The following is a 24,936-nucleotide window of genomic DNA, read 5'->3' on the forward strand; positions in this document are numbered from 1 at the left end:
CGTTACTTCAGCCACTTGTCGTACACGGCCTGGAACTCGCCCGACGAACGGGCGAGATGCAGCCACTGATCGACGTATTGCTGGAACGGCACGTCGCCGCGCGGCAGCAGATACGCCTTCTCGCCGAACTGGAACGGTTTGTCGGGATGCACCGAGCACAAACCGGGGTTGAGCTTCTGCTGGAGCAACGTTTCGGAGGCGTCCGTGACCATGACGTCGGCCTTGCCGTCGAGGATCTGCTTGAAGATCGTCACGTTGTCCGGATACTCGATCAACTGCGAGTGCGGAAAGAACTGCTTCGCGAATCGCTCGTTGGTGCCGCCCGGATTCACGATCGTGCGCACGTTCGGCTGATCGATCTGCGCGACGGTCTGATATTTCTCCACATCGTCGCAACGAACGATAGGAGTCTTGCCGTCTTCCATGTACGGCGCGGTGAAAAATGCGCGCTTCTGCCGTTCTAGCGTGGTCGAGACGCCGCCCACGGCGATATCGCATTTGCCGATGAAGTCGTTCATCAGGTTCGACCACGACGTTTTCACATACTCGGCCTTCGCACCGAGCGACTTCGCGAGACCCTCCGCCAGATCGATGTCGATGCCCTCGAACTGCCCGTCCGCGCGCAGGAAGGAATACGGTTTGTAATCGCCCGTTGTGCAGACGCGCAACGTGTGACGCGCGAGGATGTCGTCGAGGCGAGAGGGCGCCGCGACGGGCGCGGACGCGGCGGGCTTCGCGCCCGCGACGGCGCCGGCCTGAATCGTTTGAGCGTGCGCCGCGCTCACAAGCGCGAGCGACATCACAAGGGCAGCGGCGGCGAAACTGACAGACGTGCGTTGCATCGATTCTCCTGGTTCTAGTTGTGTAAGCACGTCGATCATAACGAGGGCAACGGCCGCCCGAAACCCGGCCAAACGACATAGGCCGCGCGACATCGCACCGCCCGAATTGCCGGGCTCAGTCGGCGTAAACGTTCGACCGCTCCGGTAGAATGGGCGATTCTCTGCCTTAAGCATCGAGCGACGTGGCACACACTCTTCTGAACGACACCTTCCTGCGCGCGCTGCTGCGCGAGCCGACCGACTACACGCCGATCTGGCTCATGCGCCAGGCAGGACGCTATCTGCCGGAGTACAACGCGACGCGCGCTCGCGCGGGCAGTTTTCTCGGCCTCGCGAAGAATCCGGATTACGCGACCGAAGTGACGCTTCAGCCGCTCGAACGCTTTCCGCTCGACGCCGCGATTCTCTTCTCCGACATCCTCACGATCCCCGACGCGATGGGCCTCGGCCTTAACTTCGTGCAGGGCGAAGGTCCGCGTTTCGAGCGCACCGTGCGCACCGAGGACGATGTGAAGCGCCTCGCCGTGCCGGACATCGGCGCGACGCTTTCCTACGTCACCGACGCCGTGAGCCAGATTCGCCGCGCGCTCACCGACGCGCAAGGCCGCCAGAAAGTGCCGCTGATCGGCTTCTCCGGCAGTCCGTGGACGCTCGCGTGCTACATGGTCGAAGGCGGCGGCTCGGACGACCATCGCACGGTCAAGTCGATGGCTTACTCGCGGCCGGACCTGATGCATCGCATCCTCGACGTGAACGCGCAAGCCGTGACCGCCTATCTGAACGCGCAGATCGAAGCGGGCGCGCAGGCCGTGATGATCTTCGACACCTGGGGCGGCGCACTCGCGGACGGCGCGTATCAGCGCTTCTCGCTCGAATACATCTCGAAGGTGGTCGCCGGTCTGAAACGCGAGCACGATGGCGCGCGCGTGCCGGTCATCACATTCACCAAGGGCGGCGGACTGTGGATCGAGGAAATCGCCGCGACCGGCGTCGATGCGGTCGGTCTCGACTGGACCATGAATCTGGGCCGGGCGCGCGAGAAGGTCGGCTCATGCGTGGCGCTGCAGGGAAATATCGATCCCAGCGTGCTGTTCGCGCCGCCGGCGTCGATCCGCACCGAAGCGCGCGCGGTGCTCGAAAGTTTCGGGAATTTCCCGGGCCACGTTTTCAATCTGGGCCACGGCATCTCGCAATTCACGCCGCCGGAGAGCGTCGCGGAACTGGTCGACGAGGTGCATCGCCATAGCCGTGCGATGCGTGCGGCGCAGGCCGCTCGGTAACATGCGTTCGAAAGCCCGCTTTACGGACGCGTGCTGCGGCGCAATATCGGTGCGCCCAGGCACGTAATCAGCGACGGGACGATTCCGTCCGGATCGCCCACGTCAGGCGGCGCTCCCCGATGTCAAGACCGAACTTATGCACAATTTGTTCGCTGCGGCGCGCCATCAGACGTATGGCCTCCGGGAACCAATAACATGTCGCTATATGTGCTTTAAGCCAATGATTTTTAAGCATTTTCGAGAGCTTTGTCCGAAATGTGGGTTAGCGCACATAAGGGATTCGTGACATTGTTTGCGGCGATCACGGACGCACTTCTCAACAAAGTTATCCACAGGCCTGTGGAAAGCATCGGAAATCCAAAAATAATCGGCGGCTTACAGACGATTCTGATGTTTCACTTTAACTTCCCCCGGCTCAAGTGCGTCCGAGTGCCGAACCGTGATACGCGGGGCCGCGCGCGGTGACGAATCTTTTCGTGCGCGTCGCCGTCGATCAGCCGATGGCTGTGCTGTTCGATTACCGCTACACGCTGGCGGACGCGCCGGTCGTCGGCATGTTGGTGCAGGTTCCGTTCGGGCGACGCGAAGTCGTCGGGCTGATCTGCGAAATCGCCCATTCAAGCGACGTGCCCGCCGGCAAGCTGCGCGACGTCACGTCAATTTGCGACAGGTGTGCTCCGCTGTCCGAAGCCTGGATCGCGCTGACGAGCTTCGCCGCCGATTACTATCAGCGCGGTCTTGGCGAGGTCGCGCTGCCGGCGCTGCCTCAGGTACTGCGTGACGCCTCGCGCTGGGATCGTCTGTTCGCCGTCGAGCCGCATTTCCGGATTCTCCCGGGTGGCCGCGCGCAGCTTCCCGACGCGCTGCCCGCACGCGCCAGCGCCCTGCGGCGTCTCGCCGATGCCCTCGCGGAACAGCCGTCGCTGGCCTTGTCCGATGCCCGCGCGCTGCATCCCAAAGCGAGCGCGACCTTCGACGACTGGCTCGCGCACGGCTGGATCGAAACGGTGACGGCGAACATCGCCGAGCATGATGCGAACGCGCCAGCGCTCCCGACCGGCGCCGCGCCGCTGCCGCTGCTCACGGACGAGCAACGCGACGCCGTCGATGCCATTTCCGGCGCGCGGGAATTCGCTCCGTTTCTGCTTCACGGCGTGACGGGCAGCGGCAAGACCGAGGTGTATCTGCACGCGCTCGCCGCGCTGCTCGCCGCCCGGCCGGACGCGCAGGCGCTCGTTCTGGTTCCCGAAATTAATCTGACGCCGCAATTCGAAGTGGCATTTCGCGCGCGTTTCGCGGCGCTCGCGGACGGTTCGATCGTCACGATGCACAGCGGCCTCGCCGAAGGCGAGCGCGCGCGCAACTGGCTCGCGGCGCACACGGGCAGCGCGCGGATCGTGCTCGGCACGCGTCTCGCCATCCTCTCGTCGATGCCGACGCTTGCGATCATCGTCGTCGATGAAGAGCACGATCCCGCGTACAAGCAACAGGAAGGCTTGCGCTATTCCGCGCGCGATCTGGCGGTTTATCGCGCGAAGCAACTGGATATTCCGGTCGTGCTCGGGTCGGCAACCCCATCGCTCGAAACCTGGTGGCAGGCGGAACAGGGCCGATACACGCGGCTCACGCTCACGCGCCGCGCCGTTGCCGACGCGGCGCTGCCGAGCGTCAGGCTCATCGATCTGGAAGAGGAGAGACAGCGTGGCCGCGCATCGGTCGATGGTCTCGCGGGGCCGCTGATCGCCGCGCTGAAGTTGCGTCTCGAACGCGGCGAGCAAAGTCTCGTGTTTCTGAACCGGCGCGGCTATGCGCCGATTCTGTCCTGCGACGCGTGCGGCTGGGTCGCGGGCTGTCCGCGTTGCAGCGCCTATGCCGTGCTGCATAAGCCGGAGCGCGCGCTGCGCTGCCATCATTGCGGCTGGGAATCGCGCATTCCGAAGTCGTGCCCGGAGTGCGGCAACATCGATATCGCGCCGATGGGCCGCGGCACGCAGCGCGTCGAGGAGACGCTCGCGAGCGTGGTGCCGGGCGCGCGCGTGTTGCGCATCGACGCCGACAGCACACGTCGCAAAGGCAGCGCGCAAGCGCTTTTCTCCGATGTCCACGCGGGCGAAGTCGACATTCTCGTCGGCACGCAGATGATCGCGAAGGGCCACGATTTCCGGCGCGTGACCCTCATCGGCGTGCTGAACGCCGACACCGCGCTCTTCTCCCACGACTTTCGCGCGAGCGAGCGGCTCTTCGCGCAACTGACGCAGGTGAGCGGGCGCGCCGGACGCGCGGGCTTGCCCGGCGAAGTGATGATCCAGACGCGCTATGCGCGCCACGCGCTGTATCAGGCGCTAGGGCGGCAAGACTATGTGGGTTTCGCCAACTCGACGCTCGCCGAACGGCGCGACGCCCGCTTGCCGCCGTTCGTCTATCAGGCGATGTTGCGCGCCGAGGGCCGCACGCTGGAGGCAGCGCTCAAGTTTCTGGAGGAAGCGGCGGCGGCGTTCGCGCCTTTGCCTGGCGCGGATCGCGTGACTGTGTACGACGCGGTGCCGCTCACCATCGTGAAAGTGTTCAATGTTCACCGCGCGCAACTGCTGCTGGAAAGCGCGTCGCGGGGCGCGCTGCAGGCTTCGCTGCACGCGTGGCAACCGGTGCTGCGCTCGCTCAGGGGCGTGCTGCGGTGGAACGTGGAAGTCGATCCGCTCGACGTCTGAGTCAGGCTTCGCTTCGGGGAACGTCGCTGGCCGCGAGTTCGTCCCGGCCGGAAGCATCATCGGACCGATGCACGTGCGGCGACGCGCCTCGCACGAACAATACGACGCACACCGCGAACATCGTCCAAACGCTGGTCACCACCATCCAAGTGCTCATGTTCCCCGTTCTCCCCGTAACCGCGGTGCATCGACCGCGAAGGCAGCGCCGTCTACGGCGCATAGCGTTTATATCGGCGCTGCCGGGGTGATTACTTAGGGGCAATCCCAAAAATTCCGGATTAGGGAAAATACTAGGCGACAAGCGCCATCCGCCAGTCGGCGGTGCACCGCTCAAAGCCTTGTGCCACAAGGGTTTCATTGTGGTGCAACCCTAGCGAAAATCTCGGTTGCACCTTTTAAATCAGCGGGGTACGATTCGCCAACTTTTTAGGTCTCTGGCCGGGTAGAAACGACCGGCAAACGAAGGAAATATGGCGAGCACAACCCTAGGCGTGAAAGTCGACGATCTGCTGCGTTCCCGGCTCAAAGATGCCGCGACGCGCCTCGAACGCACTCCCCACTGGCTGATCAAGCAGGCGATCTTCGCCTATCTGGAGCGTATCGAGCACGGTCAGCTTCCGCCCGAACTGTCGGGCGCGAACGGCGCGTCGGAAATGGCCGATGCCCCTTCCGTCGACGGCGACGAAGAGGGCGTCCTGCACCCGTTCCTCGATTTCGCGCAGAACGTGCAGCCGCAATCGGTGTTGCGCGCTGCGATCACGGCGGCGTATCGCCGGCCGGAGCCTGAGTGCGTGCCGTTCCTGATCGGTCAGGCGCGTCTGCCTTCGAATGTGGCCGCGGAGACCGAAAAGCTCGCGACCCGGCTCGTCGAAGCGCTGCGCGCGAAAAGCTCGGGCGGCGGCGTCGAAGGGTTGATCCACGAGTTTTCGCTGTCGAGTCAGGAAGGCGTCGCGCTGATGTGTCTCGCCGAAGCGCTTCTGCGCATTCCCGACCGCGCCACGCGCGACGCGCTGATTCGCGACAAGATCAGCAAGGGCGACTGGAAATCGCACATGGGCCAGGCGCCGTCGCTGTTCGTGAACGCGGCGACGTGGGGTCTGATGATCACCGGCAAGCTCGTGACGACGAACAGCGAAGCGGGCCTTTCGTCGGCGCTGACGCGTCTGATCGGCCGAGGCGGCGAGCCGCTGATCCGCAAGGGCGTCGATATGGCGATGCGCCTGATGGGCGAGCAGTTCGTCACCGGCGAGACGATTTCCGAGGCGCTGGCGAACAGCCGCAAATACGAGGCGCGCGGTTTCCGCTACTCGTACGACATGCTCGGCGAAGCTGCGACGACGGAAGAAGACGCGCTGCGCTATTACGCGTCGTACGAGCAGGCGATCCACGCGATCGGCAAGGCGGCGGGCGGGCGCGGCATCTACGAAGGCCCCGGCATTTCGATCAAGCTCTCCGCGCTGCATCCGCGTTATTCGCGCGCGCAGCAGGAACGCACGATGAACGAGTTGCTGCCGCGCGTGCGCTCGCTCGCGCAACTGGCGCGCCGTTATGACATCGGCCTGAACATCGACGCCGAGGAAGCCGATCGTCTCGAAATCTCGCTCGATCTGCTCGAAGCGCTGTGCTTCGATCCGGAACTCGCGGGCTGGAACGGCATCGGCTTCGTGGTGCAGGGTTATCAGAAGCGCTGCCCGTTCGTGATCGACTATCTGATCGATCTCGCGCGCCGCAGCCGTCATCGTTTGATGATTCGCCTCGTGAAGGGCGCGTATTGGGACACGGAAATCAAGCGCGCGCAAGTCGACGGGCTCGAAGGTTATCCGGTCTATACGCGCAAGATTTATACGGACATTTCGTATCTGGCGTGCGCGAAGAAGCTGCTCGGCGCGCCGGACGCGGTCTATCCGCAATTCGCGACGCACAACGCGTTCACGCTTTCCGCGATCTATCACCTCGCGGGGCAGAACTACTATCCCGGCCAATACGAGTTCCAGTGCCTGCACGGCATGGGCGAGCCGCTCTATGAAGAAGTCACCGGCCGCGACAAGCTCAACCGTCCGTGCCGCGTCTACGCGCCGGTCGGCACGCATGAAACGCTGCTCGCGTATCTCGTGCGCCGTCTGCTGGAGAATGGCGCGAACACGTCGTTCGTGAACCGCATCGCCGATGAATCGATTCCGGTGAAGGAACTCGTGCGCGATCCGATCGACGAAGCGCAAGCGATCACGCCGCTCGGCGCGCCGCACGCGAAGATTCCGCTGCCGCGTCAGTTGTACGGCAACGAGCGCTTCAACTCGATGGGCCTCGATCTGTCGAACGAACATCGGCTGGCGTCGCTGTCGTCGGCGTTGCTGGCGAGCGCGCATCATCCGTGGCGCGCCGAGCCGATGCTCGAAGGCGGCACGATCATCGAGAACGGCAAGCCGGCGCGCGATGTGCGCAATCCGTCGGATCTGCGCGATCTCGTCGGCACGGTCGTGGAAGCGTCGCCGGAGCAGGTGAGCGCGGCGATCGCCAACGCGGTCGCCGCCGCGCCGATCTGGCAGGCGACGCCCGTCGAAGACCGCGCCGATTGCCTCGCGCGCGCCGCCGATCTGCTCGAAGCGCAGATGAACACGCTGATGGGCCTCGTCGTGCGCGAAGCGGGCAAGTCGCTGCCGAACGCGATCGCGGAAATTCGCGAGGCCATCGATTTCCTGCGCTACTACGCGTCGCAGATTCGCGCGGAATTCTCGAACGACACGCATCGCCCGCTCGGTCCGGTGGTGTGCATCAGCCCGTGGAATTTCCCGCTCGCGATCTTCATGGGCCAAGTTGCCGCCGCGCTCGCCGCGGGCAATCCGGCGCTCGCGAAGCCCGCGGAGCAAACGCCGCTGATCGCCGCGCAAGCCGTGCGCATTCTGCGCGAAGCGGGCGTGCCGGCGGGCGCGGTGCAACTGCTGCCGGGCAATGGCGAAACGGTCGGCGCGGCGCTCGTTGCCGATCCGCGCACGCGCGCCGTCATGTTCACCGGTTCGACGGAAGTCGCGCGCCTCATCAACAAGACGCTTTCCGAGCGACTCGATCCGGACGGCCGTCCGATTCCCTTGATCGCGGAAACCGGCGGCCAGAACGCGATGATCGTCGATTCCTCGGCGCTCGCGGAGCAAGTCGTCGCGGACGTGCTGCAGTCGTCGTTCGATTCGGCCGGACAGCGCTGCTCGGCGCTGCGCGTGCTGTGCCTGCAAGACGACATCGCCGATCGCACGCTCGAAATGCTGACCGGCGCGATGAATCAGCTCGCGCTCGGCAATCCGGACCGCCTGTCGGTGGACGTCGGCCCCGTGATCGACGCCGACGCGAAGCGCGGTATCGACGCGCACGTCGCCGGCATGCGCGACAAGGGCCGCAACGTCACGCAACTGCCGCTGCCCGACAACTGCGCGCAGGGCACCTTCGTGCCGCCGACGCTCATCGAGCTCGACAGCATCGACGAACTCAAGCGCGAAGTGTTCGGACCGGTGCTGCATGTGGTGCGATACCGCCGTTCGAACCTTGATAAACTCCTCGACCAAATTCGCTCGACGGGTTACGGCCTCACGCTCGGCATCCATACACGTATCGACGAAACCATCGCGCATGTGATTTCGCGGGCGCATGTCGGCAACATCTATGTGAACCGCAATGTGATCGGCGCCGTGGTCGGTGTGCAGCCGTTCGGCGGCGAAGGGTTGTCGGGCACGGGTCCGAAGGCGGGCGGCGCGCTGTATTTGCAGCGTCTCTTGGCCAAGCGCCCGACCGGTTTGCCGAAGTCGCTCGCGAGCACGCTCGTCGTCGATCAGGTTGCGTCGAAGGACACGCCCACTGCCGCGCTCACCGCATTGCGCGACTGGACCATCGGCGAACGCGATCCGCAGACGGCCGCGCGCTGCGACGGTTATCTGCAGCACGTGATGGCGGGCGCGACGACGGTGCTGAGCGGCCCGACCGGCGAGCGCAACACCTACACGCTCGGCGCGCGCGGCACGGTGCTGTGCGTGGCGGCGACAGCGAGCGGCGCGCGCGCGCAACTGGCCGCCGTGCTGGCGACGGGCAACAAGGCGTTGTTCTCCGGTTCGGCGGGCGAGGAACTCGCGGCATCGCTGCCTGCGTCGCTCAAACCGTATGCGATGGTCAGAAAAGCGGCGGAAGATTTCGACGCCGTTTTGTTCGAAGGCGACAGCGATGAACTGCTGTCGCTCGTGAAGGAAGTCGCGAAGCGCCCGGGGCCGATCGTATCGGTGCAGGGCGTGGCTGCGGGAGCGTTTGCCGACGCTGGCCACGACGGCGAAGACTACGCGCTCGAACGTCTGCTGACGGAACGCTCGGTGAGCGTGAACACGGCGGCGGCCGGCGGCAATGCGAATTTGATGACGATCGGTTGAGACATCCCTCGAACGCTCGATTCAAACGAATTCAAACAATCGGCAGCAGGCACGGCGATCCCGGCACAAGCTGCCATCCACACTGGAACCAGGAGAAGCTATGAAGCACACGATGACCAAGCTGGCGGCAGCCATGACGCTCGCCGGCCTGTTCGCGGGGACGGCGGTCGCACAACAGGCAGACGACGTGAAGGTCGGCTACGCCGGCCCGCTGACCGGCGCGCAGGCGCACTACGGCAAGGACATGCAGAACGGCATCACGCTCGCTGTCGAAGACTTCAACGCCACGAAGCCGGTGATCGGCGGCAAGCCGGTGCGCATCGTGCTGGAATCGGCGGACGATCAGGCTGACCCGCGCACGGGCACGACGGTGGCGCAGCGCCTCGTCGACGACGGCATCAAGGGCATGCTCGGCCACTTCAATTCGGGCACGACGATCCCGGCATCGCGCATCTACGCGAACGCGGGCATTCCCCAGATCGCGATGGCGACGGCGCCCGAATACACGACGCAAGGCTTCAAGACGGCCTTCCGCATGATGACCTCGGACACGCAGCAAGGCTCGGTCGCGGGCGAGTTCGCGGTGAAGAATCTGAAGGTCAAGAAGATCGCGATCGTCGATGACCGCACGGCTTACGGCCAGGGTCTCGCCGACCAGTTCGAGAAGGCGGCGAAGGCGGCGGGCGCCACGATCGTCGACCGTGAATTCACGAACGACAAGGCCGTCGACTTCAAGGCGATTCTCACGAAGATCAAGTCGACCAATCCGGACCTCGTGTACTACGGCGGCGCCGATTCGCAAGCCGGCCCGATGGTCAAGCAGATGAAGACGCTCGGCTTCCGCGCGCCGCTGATGGCGGGCGAAATGGTGAAGACCGACACGTTCCTGAAGATCGCAGGCGACGCGTCCGACGGCACGGTGGCATCGCTCGCCGGCCTGCCGATGGACGAAATGCCGGGCGGCGCGGATTACTCGGCGAAGTACAAGAAGCGCTTCAGCGAAGACGTGCAGACGTACTCGCCGTACGCCTACGACGGCGCGATGGCCATGTTCAACGCGATGAAGGCGGCGAACTCGACGGACCCGGCGAAGTACCTGCCGTTGCTCGCGAAGACCGACATGCAGGGCGTGACGGCGAAGCACCTGTCGTACGACTCGAAGGGCGATCTGAAGAACGGCGGGATCACGCTGTATAAGGTCGTCGGCGGGAAGTGGACGACGCTGCAAAGCGTGGGCGGCAAGTAAGCGCTCTCAGCCAAGCTGCCAAGCTGAAAAAAAGCCTCGTGATTCAGGTCACGAGGCTTTTTTGTTTTGTGCGTCGCGTTTCTCGCCCGTCACCATCGCGCGGACGAGATTCTCCCGCGTCCACACGCTCATCAGCACGGCCGCGGCCACATGCACGCAAACGCAAACCTCGACCGCGATGGCTAGCCACGCGTGAATCTCCTGAGGCCAGTCCTCGCCCCAGAACGCGTCGAGCCGCATGATCCAGCCGGACACCGCGAGCGCGAGAATCAGAAACCACAGGACGAGCGCCATCAAAGCGCCGAGCGGATTGTGCGACACGTGATGGATCGGCTTGCCCTTGGTCAGCGATCTCAGATAGTCGAAGAGATGCGAGCGCGTCGGCCACCACGCCGAAAACCGCGCGTGACGCGAGCCGACGAAGCCCCAGACGATGCGCGCGAGAACCAGCCCCGCCGCGATATAACCCAGCAGCCGATGCGTGGAATCCGTCGGCCCGAACAGATTCCACAAGACGATGCCCGCGACGGCCCAATGCGTGAAACGGACCCAGATATCCCAGACTTTCACGGGCGTCGCCATCCAATAACGACGCTTATTCGACTTCCGACTTCACGACTGCCAGCGTTTTCGTGTCGTAATAAATCTCGACCTTCTTGCCGTTCTTGTCGTGGCCGTAGATTTCGTAGCAGTTGCCGTCGACCTTGAACTTGCGAATCTTGTAGCCCTGCGCTTCAAGCTGCGCCTTGGCATCCGACTCCTTCATCCATTCGCTCTTCGGATGCGCCGCGCAGTCGGCCTTCGCGAACGCCGCGCCCGAAAAACCCAACGCCAATGACAACGCCAGAACCTTAAGCATCGCTAACTCCCGGTGGTTTCGAACTGGCTACTCTACTGCCACCGGAAGTGCGTCGCAAGCAGATTGAAAGTTTGTCCTTTAGCGCTGGCCTTGCTGGCGAATTTGTTCGAGTGTCGCGCCCGGCGTGCTCTGATCCTGCGGAATGCGAATTTCGATCACCGCGGGCAGGCCGGAATTGCGCGCCCGCTCGAACGCAGGCATGAACTGCTCCGTCGTTTCGACCAGCTCGCCGTGTGCGCCGAACGCGCGCGCGTACGCGACGAAGTCCGGATTCGTGAGCTCCGTTCCATGCACGCGGTTCGGATAGTGCTTTTCCTGATGCATGCGGATCGTGCCGTACTGCGCGTTGTTCACGACGATGAAAATCACCGGCAGCCGATATTGCATCGCCGTGGCGATTTCGTGGCTCGACATCATGAAGCAGCCGTCGCCCGCGAACGCGATCACCGTCCGGTCCGGATACAGCGACTTCGCGGCGATCGCGGCGGGCACGCCGTAGCCCATCGCACCGCTCGTCGGCGCGCACTGCGACCGGAAATGCCGATACGAATAGTGCCGATGCAGCCACGTCGCGTAATTGCCCGCGCCGTTGGTCAGAATCGAGTCGGCGGGAATGTTCCCAGCGAGCTGACGCATGATTTCGCCGAGCTGGACATCGCCGAGCATCGGGCGCGGCTTGCGCCATTCGAGATACGCGGCGTGCGCGGTTTCCGCCTCGCCCTTCCACGCGATGTCGGACGGCGGCTGCAGCGCGGCGAGCATCGACGCGATCTCCGGCATGCCCGAGACGATGGGTAAATCCGCACTGTAGACGCGCCCGAGTTCCTCCGCGCCCTGATGCACGTGGATGAGCGTCTGCTTCGTCTTCGGGATATCGAGCAGCGTGTAGCCGCCCGTCGTCGATTCGCCCATGCGCGGGCCGAGCACGAAGAGCACGTCGGCATCGCGCACGCGCGCGGCGAGCGCCGGATTGATGCCGAGGCCGACATCGCCCGCGTAATTCGGATGCTCGTTGGAGAGCGTGTCCTGATAGCGGAACGCGCAGCCCACCGGCAGTTTCCATTGCTCGGCGAAGCGCGCGAAGTCCTGCGTCGCCTCCGTGGTCCAGCCGCTGCCGCCCGCGATCACGAACGGCTTCTTCGCGTGCGCCAGCAATTCGCGCAGGCGTTCGATCTGCGCCGCCGAGGGCGACGCCGCCACGCGCTGATAACGCGGCGCGGGCGCTACGGCGTCGATGGTTTCGGTGAGCATGTCCTCCGGCAGCGCGAGCACGACCGGACCCGGACGGCCCGACATCGCGGTGTGAAACGCGTGGCTCATATATTCAGGCACGCGGCGCGGATCGTCGATCTGCGCGACCCACTTCGCCATCTGCCCGAACATGCGCCGATAGTCGATTTCCTGAAACGCCTCGCGATCCATGTGATCCCGCGCGCATTGGCCGATGAGCAGGATCATCGGCGTCGAATCCTGAAACGCGGTGTGCACGCCGATCGACGCGTGCGTGGCGCCCGGACCGCGCGTCACGATCGCCACGCCCGGCTTGCCCGTCAGCTTGCCGACCGCCTCGGCCATGTTCGCCGCGCCCGCTTCGTGGCGGCACACGATCGTCTGAATTTGCGAGGTTTCGTCGCGCAGCGAATCGAGCACGGCCAGAAAGCTTTCGCCGGGCACGCAGAACACGCGCTCGACGCCGTGGTCGACGAGCGCATCGACGACGAGTCGCGCGCCGGTTGTTTGATCCTGTGAGGAAGGGACAGCGGACGTCATGCGAAGAGATCTCCTTTGATTGTCCGGCGCGGCCGGAATGCGCCCAGGCCGTGGGCGAATCGCCCTAAAGCTTACGCCGTCGCGCCCACGCGCGGAAACGGGCGAAGCGGAATCTTTTTCCGGCGACCGCGCGCGCTCGCGACGCGCCGCCCATTTCCATCAGCCGAAATACCCCTTTTTCTCACCCCTTATCCAGCGATGGACGAGGGCTCAAGTTCGCAATAATGGCTTCACTGAAAAGCGGGCACGGCAAAGAGTCAAGCGGCCCGCTGGCTATAGATCGCAGTTTCACCTCATCGGGGGCAGGTTTGAACATTCGTAAATTCATCGGCGCGAACAGCCGAGACGCACTGCGCCAGGTTCGTGAAGCGCTCGGCCCCGATGCCGTGGTGTTGTCCAATCGCACGCTCGACGACGGCTCCGTCGAGATCGTCGGCGTCGCGGACAGCGACATCGCGTCGATCTCGCCCGCCGCGAAGGAACAGGCAGTGCGCTCGGCCGGCACGTCGCGCGCCGCGCTGGCGGCCGCCGCCGCCGCGATGCCGGTGAAGCAGTCGGCCGCGAATCCTTACGCGAGCGGCGACGTGTTTTCGTCGGTCTTCGGCGCGAACACCGACGCCGACGATGAAGCCGGGTTCACGCACGAACACGAAGCCGCATTCGGCGACGAAGCGCCGCGCACGATGGGCGATTCGAATCCGTGGCTGATCGAGCATGCTAAGCGCATCGCGCAACAGGCGTCGATGCCGTCGAACCGTCCGCTGACGGCGTCGGCCGCGATCGCACGCGGAATGGGCGTGCCGGTTGCCGTGGCCGCGCAGGAGCCGCGCGTCGAAAAGACCGCCGAATCGGCCAAATACGCGATGCGTCAGCAAACGAAGCGCGCGGAAGCAACGGTCGAGCAGAAGGTCGAAACGCCCGACTGGGCGCGCGAAGCCGCGCAAGTCGCCGCGCGCCGCGCCGCGCAGAAGATCAACACGAGCGCGCCGCACGCCGAGGCGCCGGCCGCGAACGCCGCGCCGGCAAGCGCTTTCGAAGGCTTGCCCGCGAACGCGGCGGCTGTCGTCACCGAGGCGATCCGCGCGCGCATGGAGCAGGTCGTCAACGAAACGGTGATGAGCGAGCTCTCGTCGATGCGCTCGATGATGGAAGAGCAGTTCTCCGGCCTTCTGTGGGGCGAGCGCCAGCGTCGCAATCCGACGGGCGGCTTGCTGACGAAGCGTCTTTTCTCCGCCGGTTTCTCCGCGCAACTCGTCCGCATGATGGTCGACAACATGCCGGAGATGGAGAACGTCGAAGGCGCGCTCGAATGGGTGCAGCAGGTACTCGAATCGAATATTCCGGTGATGGACAGCGAAGACGCGCTGATGGAGCGCGGCGGCGTGTTCGCACTGATGGGCCCGACGGGCGTCGGCAAGACGACCACGACGGCGAAGCTCGCGGCGCGCTGCGTGATGCGCTTCGGCGCCAGCAAGGTCGCGCTGCTCACGACAGACAGCTACCGGATCGGCGCGCACGAGCAACTGCGCATCTTCGGCAAGATTCTCGGCGTGTCGGTTCACGCGGTGAAGGACGCCGCCGACCTGCAACTCGCGCTCTCGGAGCTGCGCAACAAACATATCGTGCTGATCGACACGATCGGCATGAGCCAGCGCGATCGCATGGTCTCGGACCAGATCGCGATGCTGTGCGGCGCGGGCCATCCGGTGCAGCGCATTCTGCTGCTCAACGCGACGAGCCACGGCGACACGCTCAACGAAGTCGTGCAGGCCTACAAGAGCGCGGCGGATCAGCCGCCGCTCGCGGGCTGCATCCTGACCAAGCTCGACGAAGCGACGAATCTCGGCGGCGTGCTCGATACGGTGATCCGCTACAAGCTGCCCGTGCATTACGTGTCGACCGGCCAGAAAGTGCCGGAGAACCTGTACGTCGCGACCAAGCGTTTTCTCATCAAGAGCGCGTTCTGCATTCCGCGCGACAACTCGCCGTTCGTGCCGCAAGACGAAGAAGTGCCCGCGCTGCTGTCCGCATTGTCCGCGCGCGCCACGACCGAACTGCATGGGGTGCATTTTGGATAAGTTCGTGCTCGACCAGGCGGAAGGTCTGCGACGGCTGCTCACGCGCGCCGGTTCGCGCGTGGTGGCGATCGTGGGCGGTCCGGCGGGCATCGGATGCACGTCGGCGGTGGCGAATCTCGGCGCGGCGCTGTCCGTGCACGGCAAGGATGTGCTCGTGATCGACGAGCATCGGAACGCGGGATCGGTCAGCCGGCTCGTCGGCATCGAAGACGCGGGCGCGCTCGCCTCGGTGATCTCGGGCCGCCGCATGCTCACCGATGTCGTCGAGCGCACGCCGTTCGGCTTCTCGCTGATCGCCGCGCCGCGCGACGAACGCATCGTTCACGATGCCGCGCAATGCCGCGCGTTGCTCGACGGCCCGGCGGACATCGTGCTGATCGATGCACAGCTCGATCGCCACGGTGCGCTGTCGTCCCTCGCGGCGCAGGCGCATGACTTTCTGATTGTGACGCGGGTGGCCGCGTCGGCGATCACCGAGGCGTATGCGTGCATGAAGCGTCTGCATTACACCCATGCGATCGGCCAGTTCCGCGTACTTGTCAATCACGTGCAGAACCCGGCCGACGCGGCGGTCGCGTTCGACAACCTGTCGGGCGTCGCGAGCCGGTATCTGGCCGTGTCGCTCGTGCAGGCGGGTTATGTGTCCGAGGATGCGCGCGTCGCTCGGGCGAAGGAGCTTTCACGCTGCGCAGTCGAAGCGTTCCCGGCCACGGCCGCGGCGCGCGACTACCGCGCGATTGCGGCGGAACTCCTGCACTGGCCGATGCGCCCCGCGCCATACATGCGCGCGGCGGATGGCCAGGCAGACGCGCGAAATCCGGTTAGCGACTCTGTACAGGGCGCGCGGGAGGCGTCGCATCGTGCGGCTGCGCTTCACGACTTTGCATTCAGCAGCACGGCGTCGATGTGATCAAGATAGGTGACCAAGATGTATAACGCCCAAGGCAAACTCTCGCAGTCGGACGTGCTGACGAAATACGCACCGCTCGTTCGCCGGCTGGGGCTTCAACTCGTCGCCAAGATGCCGGCGAGCGTCGATCTCGACGATCTCATCCAGGCCGGCATGATCGGTCTCCTCGACGCGGCAAGCCGCTACAAGGAAGATCAAGGCGCGCAATTCGAAACCTACGCGAGCCAGCGCATTCGCGGCGCGATGCTCGACGAGCTGCGCGCGAACGACTGGTTGCCGCGCAGTATGCGCAAGACTTCGCGCGAGGTGGAATCGGCGGTGCACAAGGTCGAGCAGAACCTCGGCCGTTCCGCGAGCGAGATGGAGATCGCCGAGCACATGAAGATGCCGCTTGACGAATATCAGTCGATGCTCCAGGACTTGCACGGCAGCCAGTTGATCTATTACGAAGACTTCGACCGCTCCGCCGACGACGAACCGTTCCTCGACCGCTATTGCGTCGATCGCTCGGACCCGCTTTCGGCGCTGCTCGACGACAGTCTGCGTGGCGCGCTGATCGAAGCCATCGACAAGCTGCCCGAGCGCGAGAAGCTCCTGATGAGCCTCTACTACGAACGCGGCCTGAACCTGCGCGAAATCGGCGCGGTGATGGAAGTGAGCGAGTCGCGCGTATGCCAGTTGCACAGCCAGGCGGTCGCGCGTCTGCGCACGAAACTGCGCGAGCAGGAGTGGACGGGCGTCGCGGCCTGATCGACGAAGCGGGGCCGCTCAGTTCGTTTCGAAGTCCCGCGTCTCGGCGAAGACGGTTTTCCCTTCGCCGAGACTTTTTGCCCGATACATCGCGCGGTCGGCGGCGCGCAACACGGCGGTCATGCCGGATTGATGCGCGGACACTGCGCTGGAAAGCAGGCACGCGCCGATGCTCGCCGATACCGACACCGGCCGATCCTGCACCGACGTGATTGCGTCGAGCACAGAATGGATGTTGTCGGCCACCGACAGCACCTCCGCCCGGTCGCGCACCTGATGCGCGAGCACGACGAACTCGTCGCCGCCCAGACGCGCGATGGTGTCCGACTTGCGCATGCGCTTTGCGAGCGATTGCGCGAAGGCTTGCAGAAGCAGGTCGCCGACGGCATGGCCGTAGGTATCGTTCACTTCCTTGAAGCCGTCGAGATCGATCAGAAGGAGCGCGCTGGCGTGATCGCCATTGGCTTCGGGCGCGGTCATCGCGTGATCGACGATCTTTTCGAGCGCGTACCGGTTCGACAGACCCGTGAGCGGATCGGTCGATGCCTGACGCGCCAGATCGCGATTCGCGTTGCCGAGCCGATCGACGAGCACGCTCAAATACACCGATGCGCCCAGCACGCTCAGCCCCAGCCCGATCGCGGCGGGCAGGTTCGCGCGCCACCACGGCTGCCAGATCGCCATCGCCATGACGATGATGAGCGCCGTCGCGCACGACACGGCGAGCGTACGCTTGCCGTAGCGGCATCCCGAACCGATCAGAAACCAGAACATCACCCAGATGAGCGGCAGCGCGATTGCGCCGCCCGCGGCGAGCGCGAGCCCGAGCAGCGTCTGATCGGCGATGGTGGTGACGGTGAGACGCTTCTCCGAAGGCGCGCTCATGCGGCTCACGATCAGAAGCGTGATTCCACCGTAAGCAACGTAGAGCGCGACGAGGCGCGTGACCAGCAGTGCATCGTGCGAAGGGCGCAGCCACGCGAAAATGCCGTAAGCCAGAAGAACCGCCGCTCCCATCCAGACCCGCAGCGTGGCCTGCTCGCGTTCGGGATTCCGGTGCTCGGACCATGCGAAGGCATAAGCCCGGCGTGCCGGTTGATGCGCCTGCTCCATACTGAACCCCTGGATGGTGATTTCTTTCTTTTATCTTGCTGTTATGTACTGCGGCCCCGTCGCGCGGCATCGGTTGAATGGCGTTGTATCGAGTTGCGTCGAGTTGCACCGAGCGAGCGATCCGCTATTTTGCAACGTTTTGCGAAGACGCTGTGTTTCGTGTATGAACGGCTTTCGAACTACTTTTGCTGATTCACGGCGATGCGCGACGAATCCATTTCTTTGACTGCCGAATGGCTGCCGATTTGCAATAGCGAAGACGTGCCGGAAGGCGGCGTGCGTGGGTTCATCGTCGCCGACGAGCGCATTGTCGTGTGGCGCGACAGCATCGGCGCGGCGCATGTTTGGCGCGATTACTGTCCGCACCGGGGCGCGCAGTTGTCGCTCGGGCACGTGATGCGCGATCAGATCGTGTGTCCGTATCACGGCTGGCGTTACGACATCGAAGGACAGTGTTTGCGGATTCCGTCGAATCCGTCGTTGCGTCCTTCGAAGCGCGCGTGCGCGACGACTTTCGTGTGTGAGGAGAAATACGGTGTCGTATGGATGTGCTTCGGTGAGCCCGCCTATGCGCTCGATTTCTTTCCCGAAGCCGCGATTGCCGGTGGCCGGCGAATCAACCTCACGCCGCAGACGGTGAAGTCATCGGCGCCGCGCATCGTTGAGAATTTTCTGGATATGGCGCATTTCTCGTTCGTGCATGCGGGCATTTTGGGCGAAGAGACGCATACGGAAGTGCCGGATTATGAAGTGGTCGCGAGCGCTGAAGGTCTGGAAGCGCGGCAATGCCGATACTGGCAGCCCGCTGGAATGCCGGGGCAAGGCGGCGGCGCGATGATCGATTATGTGTATCGCGTGAAGCGGCCGTTGATCGCGAGTCTCACGAAGATGGCGTCGGGCGGGCAGGGCGCGCTGCATATCATGCTGGCGGCGTCGCCGGTTACGCAGACGGAGACGCGCGCGTGGCTCGTTTCCATTCACGAGGACGATTCCACGCATTCCGATCAGGCGCTTTACGACTTCAATATGGAGATCCTGATGCACGACACGCCAATCGTGGAGTCGCAATGGCCCCGGCGTCTGCCGCTCGATCTCGATGCGGAGTTGCATCAGAAGTGCGATCGGATGGCGGTGGCTTATAGACGGTGGCTGGCGGGGATGGGGTTTGGGTGGGGGACGGTGAGGGGCGAAGCGGCTGAGTCGGATATTGTTGGGGAGGGCTGAGTCGTCGAAGCGGGCGATCAAGGCGCCTTGATAACTGGATGTCACTCGCTCCAGCTCTGGTGTCCCAACGGCAGAGCGTTCAACTCAGCGCGCGACTCGCGCCATTGTGGCCAGTACTGGTCGATCAGTGCGACAAAGCGACCGCTGTGTGTCGGCTCTAGCAGGTGCAGCATCTCGTGCAAAACGACATACTCAACAAGATCCTTGGGCTTCTTCACCAATTCGGTGTTGAGACGGATGTTGCCTGCGCGGTGATTGCAGCTGCCCCACTTGGTCTTCATGCGTTGCAAGAAGTAGCTCGAAACGTGCACACCGAGCTTCGGCTCCCATTTGGCGATCAATTGCGGCACCAGTGCATGCATCAAGGACTTGTGCCAGGCGTGCATCACCTCGGCGCGTTTGGCTAGGTCGTGGCCCGGACGCACCGAGAGCGTGATGCGCTTGTGGTCCAGCTTGACGAAGGGCTTCACGTCCACCTCCACCACGGTCATCAGGTGGCGGCGGCCCCATAGCTCGTGAGTCTCACGCTCACGGAACTGGCGCGGTGTCTCGCGAGCCTGGGCTTTCAGCGTTTTTTGCTGCTGGCGAATCCACGCGAGCTTGGAGATCGCATAGGCCCGCGCCACTTCCGTGCGGGTACTCAGCGGCGCCACCAAGGTCACGCGCCCCTCGGGAGGGTGCACGGTGAGGTGCACGTTCTTTACGTCTTTGCGGATCAGATCGATCCGTAGCGGACCCAAGGTAATCTCTTCGCTCATCAATATCCTGGCTGGTTCTTGATAATCTCGAAGATGGCCATGGTGGCGGCCTTGTTCCTCTTCATGATCGGGTAGATGGCGTTCAGCACCTGGGCCTCCCGCGTGGAGTCGCCTTTCCAGCCTGCCGGCGCTTTTTCACGAATAGTCTTGTCAAGCATCAGTGCCAAAGCCAGATACTCGTCGCCATAGGTTGGCGTAGGTTCCGCAGCGGTGTTTTCCGGCACAGCGGCGGCCAGCACGCTGGGTAAGTTGTTGTAGAGAACGCCCGCCTCCTTGTTGCCATGCAGCGCGGTCGGCAGCTTCTTGCTGTCTTGCTCTTGATTGCTCAATTTCTTGGCCAGAGCCTCGGCGTCCTTCAAAAACTGCTCGTAGCTATCGGTGTCGTCACGTTTCTGCTGAATCAGGTCTTCCAGCAACGTGGACATCTGCTCGTAGTACTTCGGGTCGGTCAACTGATCTCGGATGATGGTCTTGCGAACGTTGTTGATGATGCCTTCCGCAATCGCGTTACGTGACAGCTTGCCCTTTTCGTTGAGTTTTCTGGCAATTGCATCGTGGATGCCCGTCTCGATGATCAGTTCGGTCAAGGACAGCGAACTCAAGTCGCCCAGCAAATCTGCCGGATCGGCCTGGATGTATGTGTCAATGAGGTGACGCATGTCAGCTTCGAAGGGCTTCGTGTCCAATTCTTCGCCAGAGTGATTCTTGATCGCAGCGCGCACCTCGCTGTAGAAAGCCGTTTCCTTCTCGAAGATCTCGATTTGCGGCGCGCTGTAGCCTGCTTCATCCAAGTTCTGTGCCAGATCTGCATAGGCACGCACGTAGGCTGCCACTGCCTTGTAGAAGGCAATGCGCAGCGGTTCAGTGTCGTCCAAGGCAGCGGCGTCTGCCGCATTGCCGCAGAAGTAATGAATGTGCTGCTCGATACCTTGCGGTTGCTTGACCGGCGCACAAAGGTAGATCAGCCCTTCGCGTGCCGCATCGAGCTTGGCCTTGCCCTCGTCGCGCCAGTCCTTGACGATCGGGTTGCCGTCGTCGCCACAGGACTCTGTGTCCAGCTCATCCGAGGTGTAGACCGCAATCGCGTCCTGCACCTTGCTGAACAGCTCCTTGTAGTCGACTATGTAACCGTAATCCTTGTCCTCGCCGTCCAGCCGGTTCGTGCGGCAGATAGCCTGGAACAGGTTATGTTCTCGCAGCTCGTTGTCCAGATAGATGTAGGTGCAGCTGGGCGCGTCGAAGCCGGTCAGCAGCTTGCTCACTACGATCAGCAATTTCAGGTTGGCCGGCTCCTCGATAAACCGGCGCTTCATCTCTGTCTCGTACTGCGTGGTGGTCTGTTTCGCCTTAAGCACGTGCCGGGTGTACGTGTCGAATTTGTAGCGTTCGTCACTGTCCTTGGGCTCTTGCGAGATGGCGTTGTGCTTCGGCTCAAACGACGTGATGATGCCGCAGTGCTTGCCAAAGTTCGTGTTCTGAAACAGCCGGTAGTAGTGGCAGGCGTCGTAGATCGAGGCCGCCACCAGGATGGCCGTGCCGCGATCGTTGTTTAGCCTGGGCCGAACGCCAAAATCGTGAATGATGTCCGCCAGGATGCGCTGCTTGCGCTCGCCCGAGCTCATTAGCTCTTCGAGCGTGGCCCACCGTTTGCGCAGCATCGACTTCTGGTAGTTGTTGAGGCCCTTGGCGGCCTTCTCGAACCACTCGTCCACCGCTTTGGGTGAGGTCAGGCGCTGCGGCACCGCACGGGCCTCGTACTTCAGGTCCAGCACTACCTTGTCGGCCACCGCCTCGTTGAACTTGTAGGTGTGGATGAAGCTGCCAAACACCTCGCGGGTCGTCTGCCTGTCGCGGCGCAATAGCGGCGTTCCGGTGAAGCCAATGAAGATCGCAGTGGCGAGCCAGCGCTTCATCTGCTTGTTCATGTCGCCACCCTGTGTGCGGTGGCATTCGTCCACGAACACATAAAAGCGGCCCGCTACCTCGGGGGGCTCGCCCTTCAGGTTGGTTGCATCGATCTTGTGAATCAGCGCGCACATTAGCCGCGGCGATGCGGAGCCAAGCTTTTCCACCAGATCTTTGCGCGACTGGATGCGGGGCGACGGCGCCTCCGCGCCGATGACGCCGGCGTTCCTCATGACGCCCTCGATCTGCTTGTCCAGTTCATCGCGGTCCGTCACCACCAAAATGCGTGCATCCGGGTCGTGTTCCAGCAACCACTTGGCGATCAACACCATCAGGATGCTCTTGCCGCTGCCCTGGGTGTGCCAGATCACGCCGCCTTCCTGCTTCTTGATGCGCACCTGCGCCGCCTTCACACCTTCGAATTGATGCAATCGTGGGACCTTTTTCTGACCCGCGTCGAAGATCACGAAGTTGCGAAGCAGGTCCAGCAGCCGAGCTGGGTCCAGCATTTGACAGAGCGGCCCGTCGAGCAACTCACCTTCGGATGGTTCGGTACTTTCACCGCTTAATTGGTGATGCTTCCATTCGACGAAGAACTTCTCCGGTGTGCCCGTGGTGCCATAGCGCAGACCCTGCGAATCACTGCCAGCCAGCACCAACTGCACCGTGCTGAAGAAGCCCAGATTGAAGATATCTTCCTGGTTGGTGATGAGCTGGCGGATACCGTTGGCCATGTCCACCGAGCTACGTTTAAGTTCCACTACCGCCAGCGCTATCCCATTCACGTAAAGCACAATGTCGGGGCGCCGCTCGTGCCCACCTTTCAGGGTGACCTCCTCGGCCAGTGCGAAGTGGTTGTTCTCCGGTGTGGCCCAGTCGATCAGGTGAACCGTCTCATGCGGCACGCCTGCCGCCACTTGCACCGGCACGCCGTAGCGCAAAAGCTGGTAGGTCCGCAAGTTGGCTTGATAGAGCGTGATGCCGGTGGCGTCCGCCGCAGCCATCAGCATCTGGATCGCTTGCGAGATATGAAGGTCCGAATAGCCGCGCGCCTTCAAATTATCGCGTAGGTACGCTGATTCGATGCATCGATTTTCCGCCCGCTTGCTCCAATTGCCCAAGTTGGCGTAGCCCAGGCCACCAACCGGCACTGACGCGCAGATCCGCTTGACGATGCGGTTTTGAGTGATCCGTTCGGGACGAAGCGGCTGGATCATATGGCCGCCTCGCGCAATCGCTTAGGTGACCATACGTGTTCCATCAAGGCTGCCACCAGATCGCGCCTCGCCTGCTGTTCTTTCTTGGTGAATTGGTCAAAAGCTTTGAACGGTAGATGGTGGACAGCAGCGAACTGCTGAAACTGCGGCTGATGCAGGTACGCGCTGGCGTCGAGGCTGGCCGCATAGAAATTCTGCTTGGCGTAATGTGCGCGCTTGCCGGCGAACGGCTTGGCCTGCAGGCTGCGGTTCACGTCGGCAGGCAGCAACAGCAGCGAGGCGACGTGGTCGCGCCACTCCTGGAACTCCTGCTCGTCTGCAAAGTGCCCCTTTACTGCCTCGAAGTCGTCGGCCCAGATGTGCTCGATGTCGAACGGGTTCTTGACCTCGCGGTTGACCAACTTGTCGAACGACTCAGTGCGTCCCGCACCGGCCTCGGTCGCGGCGGTCAGGCGCGCCAACAGGTGGACGATGTAGCGGCGGCTGAACTGGTTCAGGCCCAATCCGTCGATGCCCGTGCGGCCTCGGGCTGAGCTGCCCGCAAAGGTTACGTCGTCCTCGGCCAGCTTGTGGGTCAGGACCTCAACAAGTTCGGTCAAAGGCTTGCGACGGATGTCGCGGCACAGCAGCCACATGGCATACGACACGCTCGAATATCCGACTCGAATGTAATTCACCACGCGACGCATCAGCCAGATGTCCAGATAGGTGGCCGTCACGGCCAGCTTGCGGCGCATGGCGTCATCGTCGTCTGTCTCCACCAGCGGTGCTAGCAGCACCGTGCCCTGCCAGGTGAAATCGTTGTGGGCGTTGTAATAGATCGCCTCGAGCCCCGGTGTGTAGTGTCGACTGGCGTCGAGGATGCGCCGGTAGGCCTTGGCAAAAAACGGGAAGCTCTCGGTCATCAGCTTCTGGTTGGCCTGTGCGTTGCCCAAGCCGAGTTGCACGCTGTGATCGCGTACCCAGCGGTGAAAGACCGAACCGATCAGCTCCCAGTCCTTGTCTACGGCGCCGGCCTTGCGTTCGCGCATGGTCTCGGCGAACTGCGCACGCAGCCAGGCCTTGATGCAGTTGGCGTCGCGCTCGGGCTCGTGGCCGCTGCCCCAGGAGATCAGCTCCAGCACCTGCTGCTTCCAGGTCTGGTTGGCCTGTACGCGGGCCTGAGGCTCGTCGATGGGAGCCAGCAGGTAAGCCTTGAGCATGTCCACGGGGCTCAACGGCTTGCCCCGGTCGTTCATGGTTTCGAAGATTGCGTAGGCGTAGTTGTCGTTATCGGTGGCGATTTCGATCAACCCCACGCGCGTCAGCAGCCAGTAGATGAAGTGCGGCAGCGCGTCGCCGAGATCGACCAACAAGTCGTTGGCCTCGATGTCGCCGTAACGGGCGTACATCGTCTGAATGGACTCGTCTTTGCCTTCCGGGTTGTAGTCCTTGCCCTGGAACAACGCCTGGATGACGGGTAAGCGCTCGGGGATGTCGAGGTTGAACTTGGGCTGGCCGAGGTTGTCACTGAAAATCAGCGGCGCCATGGTCTTGGACACCGGCAAATCCTGGGCTTCCGCGGCACGGTACAGGCAGATCAGCAGCAGCGTCAACGAGGTCACCCGCTGCTGGCCATCGATTAGGTAGTTCTTGCCATTACGCTTGCTGACGATGATGGAGCCGAGGAAATACTCGCCATAGCCGCTGACCGCAGGGGTCTCGTCGCCCAGCTTGTATTGACTGAAGAACTTGGCCTGCAGGTCCGACAGCAGTTCGTCGATATTCTCCTTTTCCCACTTGTACTCGCGCTGGTACTCGTCGATGGAGAACGACTGGCTTTGCAATAACTGTTGCACGCTGCGGTAATGCGGTGTGATGGCGCTCATGGCGT

At 63.3% G+C, this 24,936-nt stretch carries 16 protein-coding genes; 8 read left to right on the forward strand and 8 right to left on the reverse strand.

The features are described from left to right. Positions 1–2: 2 nt before the first annotated feature. Positions 3–800 carry a transporter substrate-binding domain-containing protein gene (locus AWB82_RS07965; protein WP_096031423.1) on the reverse strand — a complete coding sequence of 266 codons (798 nt, stop codon included), beginning with the start codon at positions 798–800 and terminating at the stop codon, positions 3–5. Between the two features lie 224 nt (positions 801–1,024). On the opposite strand from AWB82_RS07965, the gene hemE reads away from it, so the two are divergent. From hemE to AWB82_RS07990, 4 genes are all read left to right on the forward strand, one after another. Continuing rightward, positions 1,025–2,122, forward strand: a complete 1,098-nt coding sequence (hemE, locus tag AWB82_RS07970) for a uroporphyrinogen decarboxylase (RefSeq protein WP_086966605.1) — start codon at positions 1,025–1,027, stop codon at positions 2,120–2,122. A gap of 461 nt (positions 2,123–2,583) precedes the next feature. After that, positions 2,584–4,830: a primosomal protein N' gene (locus AWB82_RS07980; RefSeq protein WP_086966607.1), complete on the forward strand. Its 2,247-nt coding sequence runs from the start codon at positions 2,584–2,586 to the stop codon at positions 4,828–4,830. Positions 4,831–5,300: 470 nt separating this feature from the next. Beyond that, positions 5,301–9,233: a trifunctional transcriptional regulator/proline dehydrogenase/L-glutamate gamma-semialdehyde dehydrogenase gene (gene putA, locus AWB82_RS07985; RefSeq protein ID WP_086966608.1), complete on the forward strand. Its 3,933-nt coding sequence runs from the start codon at positions 5,301–5,303 to the stop codon at positions 9,231–9,233. A gap of 100 nt (positions 9,234–9,333) precedes the next feature. Continuing rightward, complete coding sequence (locus AWB82_RS07990; protein ID WP_086966609.1) at positions 9,334–10,479, forward strand: branched-chain amino acid ABC transporter substrate-binding protein; 1,146 nt, start codon at positions 9,334–9,336, stop codon at positions 10,477–10,479. A gap of 48 nt (positions 10,480–10,527) precedes the next feature. On the opposite strand, the gene AWB82_RS07995 is transcribed toward AWB82_RS07990, so the two are convergent. From AWB82_RS07995 to AWB82_RS08005, 3 genes are all read right to left on the reverse strand, one after another. Then, the gene (locus AWB82_RS07995; RefSeq protein ID WP_235023211.1) at positions 10,528–11,049 is read right to left on the reverse strand and encodes a cytochrome b/b6 domain-containing protein; all 522 of its coding nucleotides are present in this window, start codon (positions 11,047–11,049) and stop codon (positions 10,528–10,530) included. A gap of 25 nt (positions 11,050–11,074) precedes the next feature. Continuing rightward, a complete protein-coding gene (locus tag AWB82_RS08000) occupies positions 11,075–11,338 on the reverse strand; it encodes a PepSY domain-containing protein (protein WP_086966611.1) in 264 nt (87 codons plus the stop codon). Positions 11,339–11,416: 78 nt separating this feature from the next. Next, positions 11,417–13,108 carry a thiamine pyrophosphate-binding protein gene (locus AWB82_RS08005; protein ID WP_086966612.1) on the reverse strand — a complete coding sequence of 564 codons (1,692 nt, stop codon included), beginning with the start codon at positions 13,106–13,108 and terminating at the stop codon, positions 11,417–11,419. A gap of 308 nt (positions 13,109–13,416) precedes the next feature. Between AWB82_RS08005 and flhF the strand changes: the two genes are divergently transcribed. From flhF to AWB82_RS08020, 3 genes are read left to right on the forward strand one after another with little or no spacing between them, the layout of a single operon-like run. Continuing rightward, complete coding sequence (gene flhF / locus AWB82_RS08010) at positions 13,417–15,186, forward strand: flagellar biosynthesis protein FlhF (protein WP_086966613.1); 1,770 nt, start codon at positions 13,417–13,419, stop codon at positions 15,184–15,186. After that, on the forward strand, positions 15,179–16,096 hold the full coding sequence (locus AWB82_RS08015) for a MinD/ParA family ATP-binding protein (RefSeq protein WP_086966614.1): 918 nt from the start codon (positions 15,179–15,181) through the stop codon (positions 16,094–16,096). The genes flhF and AWB82_RS08015 overlap by 8 nt, the downstream gene beginning before the upstream one ends. A gap of 18 nt (positions 16,097–16,114) precedes the next feature. Beyond that, positions 16,115–16,846, forward strand: coding sequence for an RNA polymerase sigma factor FliA (locus AWB82_RS08020; protein WP_086966615.1), 732 nt, complete (start codon positions 16,115–16,117; stop codon positions 16,844–16,846). Positions 16,847–16,864: 18 nt separating this feature from the next. Here the strand turns inward: AWB82_RS08020 and AWB82_RS08025 are convergent, their stop codons facing one another. Beyond that, positions 16,865–17,959 carry a GGDEF domain-containing protein gene (locus AWB82_RS08025; RefSeq protein ID WP_086966616.1) on the reverse strand — a complete coding sequence of 365 codons (1,095 nt, stop codon included), beginning with the start codon at positions 17,957–17,959 and terminating at the stop codon, positions 16,865–16,867. Positions 17,960–18,181: 222 nt separating this feature from the next. Between AWB82_RS08025 and AWB82_RS08030 the strand changes: the two genes are divergently transcribed. Beyond that, positions 18,182–19,183 carry an aromatic ring-hydroxylating oxygenase subunit alpha gene (locus AWB82_RS08030; protein ID WP_235023212.1) on the forward strand — a complete coding sequence of 334 codons (1,002 nt, stop codon included), beginning with the start codon at positions 18,182–18,184 and terminating at the stop codon, positions 19,181–19,183. A 41-nt stretch (positions 19,184–19,224) separates the two neighbouring features. On the opposite strand, the gene AWB82_RS08035 is transcribed toward AWB82_RS08030, so the two are convergent. From AWB82_RS08035 to AWB82_RS08045, 3 genes are read right to left on the reverse strand one after another with little or no spacing between them, the layout of a single operon-like run. After that, positions 19,225–19,941 (reverse strand): M48 family metallopeptidase, encoded by a 717-nt coding sequence (locus tag AWB82_RS08035; protein WP_086966618.1) that lies wholly within the window; start codon positions 19,939–19,941, stop codon positions 19,225–19,227. Then, entirely contained in the window at positions 19,941–23,063 is a 3,123-nt protein-coding gene (locus AWB82_RS08040) for a type I restriction endonuclease subunit R (RefSeq protein WP_086966619.1), read from the reverse strand. The genes AWB82_RS08035 and AWB82_RS08040 overlap by 1 nt, the downstream gene beginning before the upstream one ends. Further along, on the reverse strand, positions 23,060–24,931 hold the full coding sequence (locus AWB82_RS08045) for a DUF262 domain-containing protein (RefSeq protein ID WP_086966620.1): 1,872 nt from the start codon (positions 24,929–24,931) through the stop codon (positions 23,060–23,062). Before AWB82_RS08045 ends, AWB82_RS08040 begins: the two co-directional genes overlap by 4 nt. Positions 24,932–24,936 lie beyond the last annotated feature (5 nt).

The organism is Caballeronia glebae, assembly GCF_001545035.1.
Lineage (GTDB): Bacteria > Pseudomonadota > Gammaproteobacteria > Burkholderiales > Burkholderiaceae > Caballeronia > Caballeronia glebae.

What these genes read in the sequence shown, in the direction of transcription:
- AWB82_RS08025 (WP_086966616.1), bottom strand. Translation starts at nt 17,959, where the DNA reads ATGGAGCAGGCGCATCAACCGGCACGCCGGGCTTATGCCTTCGCATGG.
- AWB82_RS08005 (WP_086966612.1), bottom strand. Translation starts at nt 13,108, where the DNA reads ATGACGTCCGCTGTCCCTTCCTCACAGGATCAAACAACCGGCGCGCGA.
- AWB82_RS08000 (WP_086966611.1), bottom strand. Translation starts at nt 11,338, where the DNA reads ATGCTTAAGGTTCTGGCGTTGTCATTGGCGTTGGGTTTTTCGGGCGCG.
- AWB82_RS08035 (WP_086966618.1), bottom strand. Translation starts at nt 19,941, where the DNA reads ATGAGCGAAGAGATTACCTTGGGTCCGCTACGGATCGATCTGATCCGC.
- AWB82_RS07990 (WP_086966609.1), top strand. Translation starts at nt 9,334, where the DNA reads ATGAAGCACACGATGACCAAGCTGGCGGCAGCCATGACGCTCGCCGGC.
- putA (WP_086966608.1), top strand. Translation starts at nt 5,301, where the DNA reads ATGGCGAGCACAACCCTAGGCGTGAAAGTCGACGATCTGCTGCGTTCC.
- AWB82_RS07965 (WP_096031423.1), bottom strand. Translation starts at nt 800, where the DNA reads ATGTCGCTCGCGCTTGTGAGCGCGGCGCACGCTCAAACGATTCAGGCC.
- AWB82_RS08045 (WP_086966620.1), bottom strand. Translation starts at nt 24,931, where the DNA reads ATGAGCGCCATCACACCGCATTACCGCAGCGTGCAACAGTTATTGCAA.
- AWB82_RS08020 (WP_086966615.1), top strand. Translation starts at nt 16,115, where the DNA reads ATGTATAACGCCCAAGGCAAACTCTCGCAGTCGGACGTGCTGACGAAA.
- AWB82_RS08040 (WP_086966619.1), bottom strand. Translation starts at nt 23,063, where the DNA reads ATGATCCAGCCGCTTCGTCCCGAACGGATCACTCAAAACCGCATCGTC.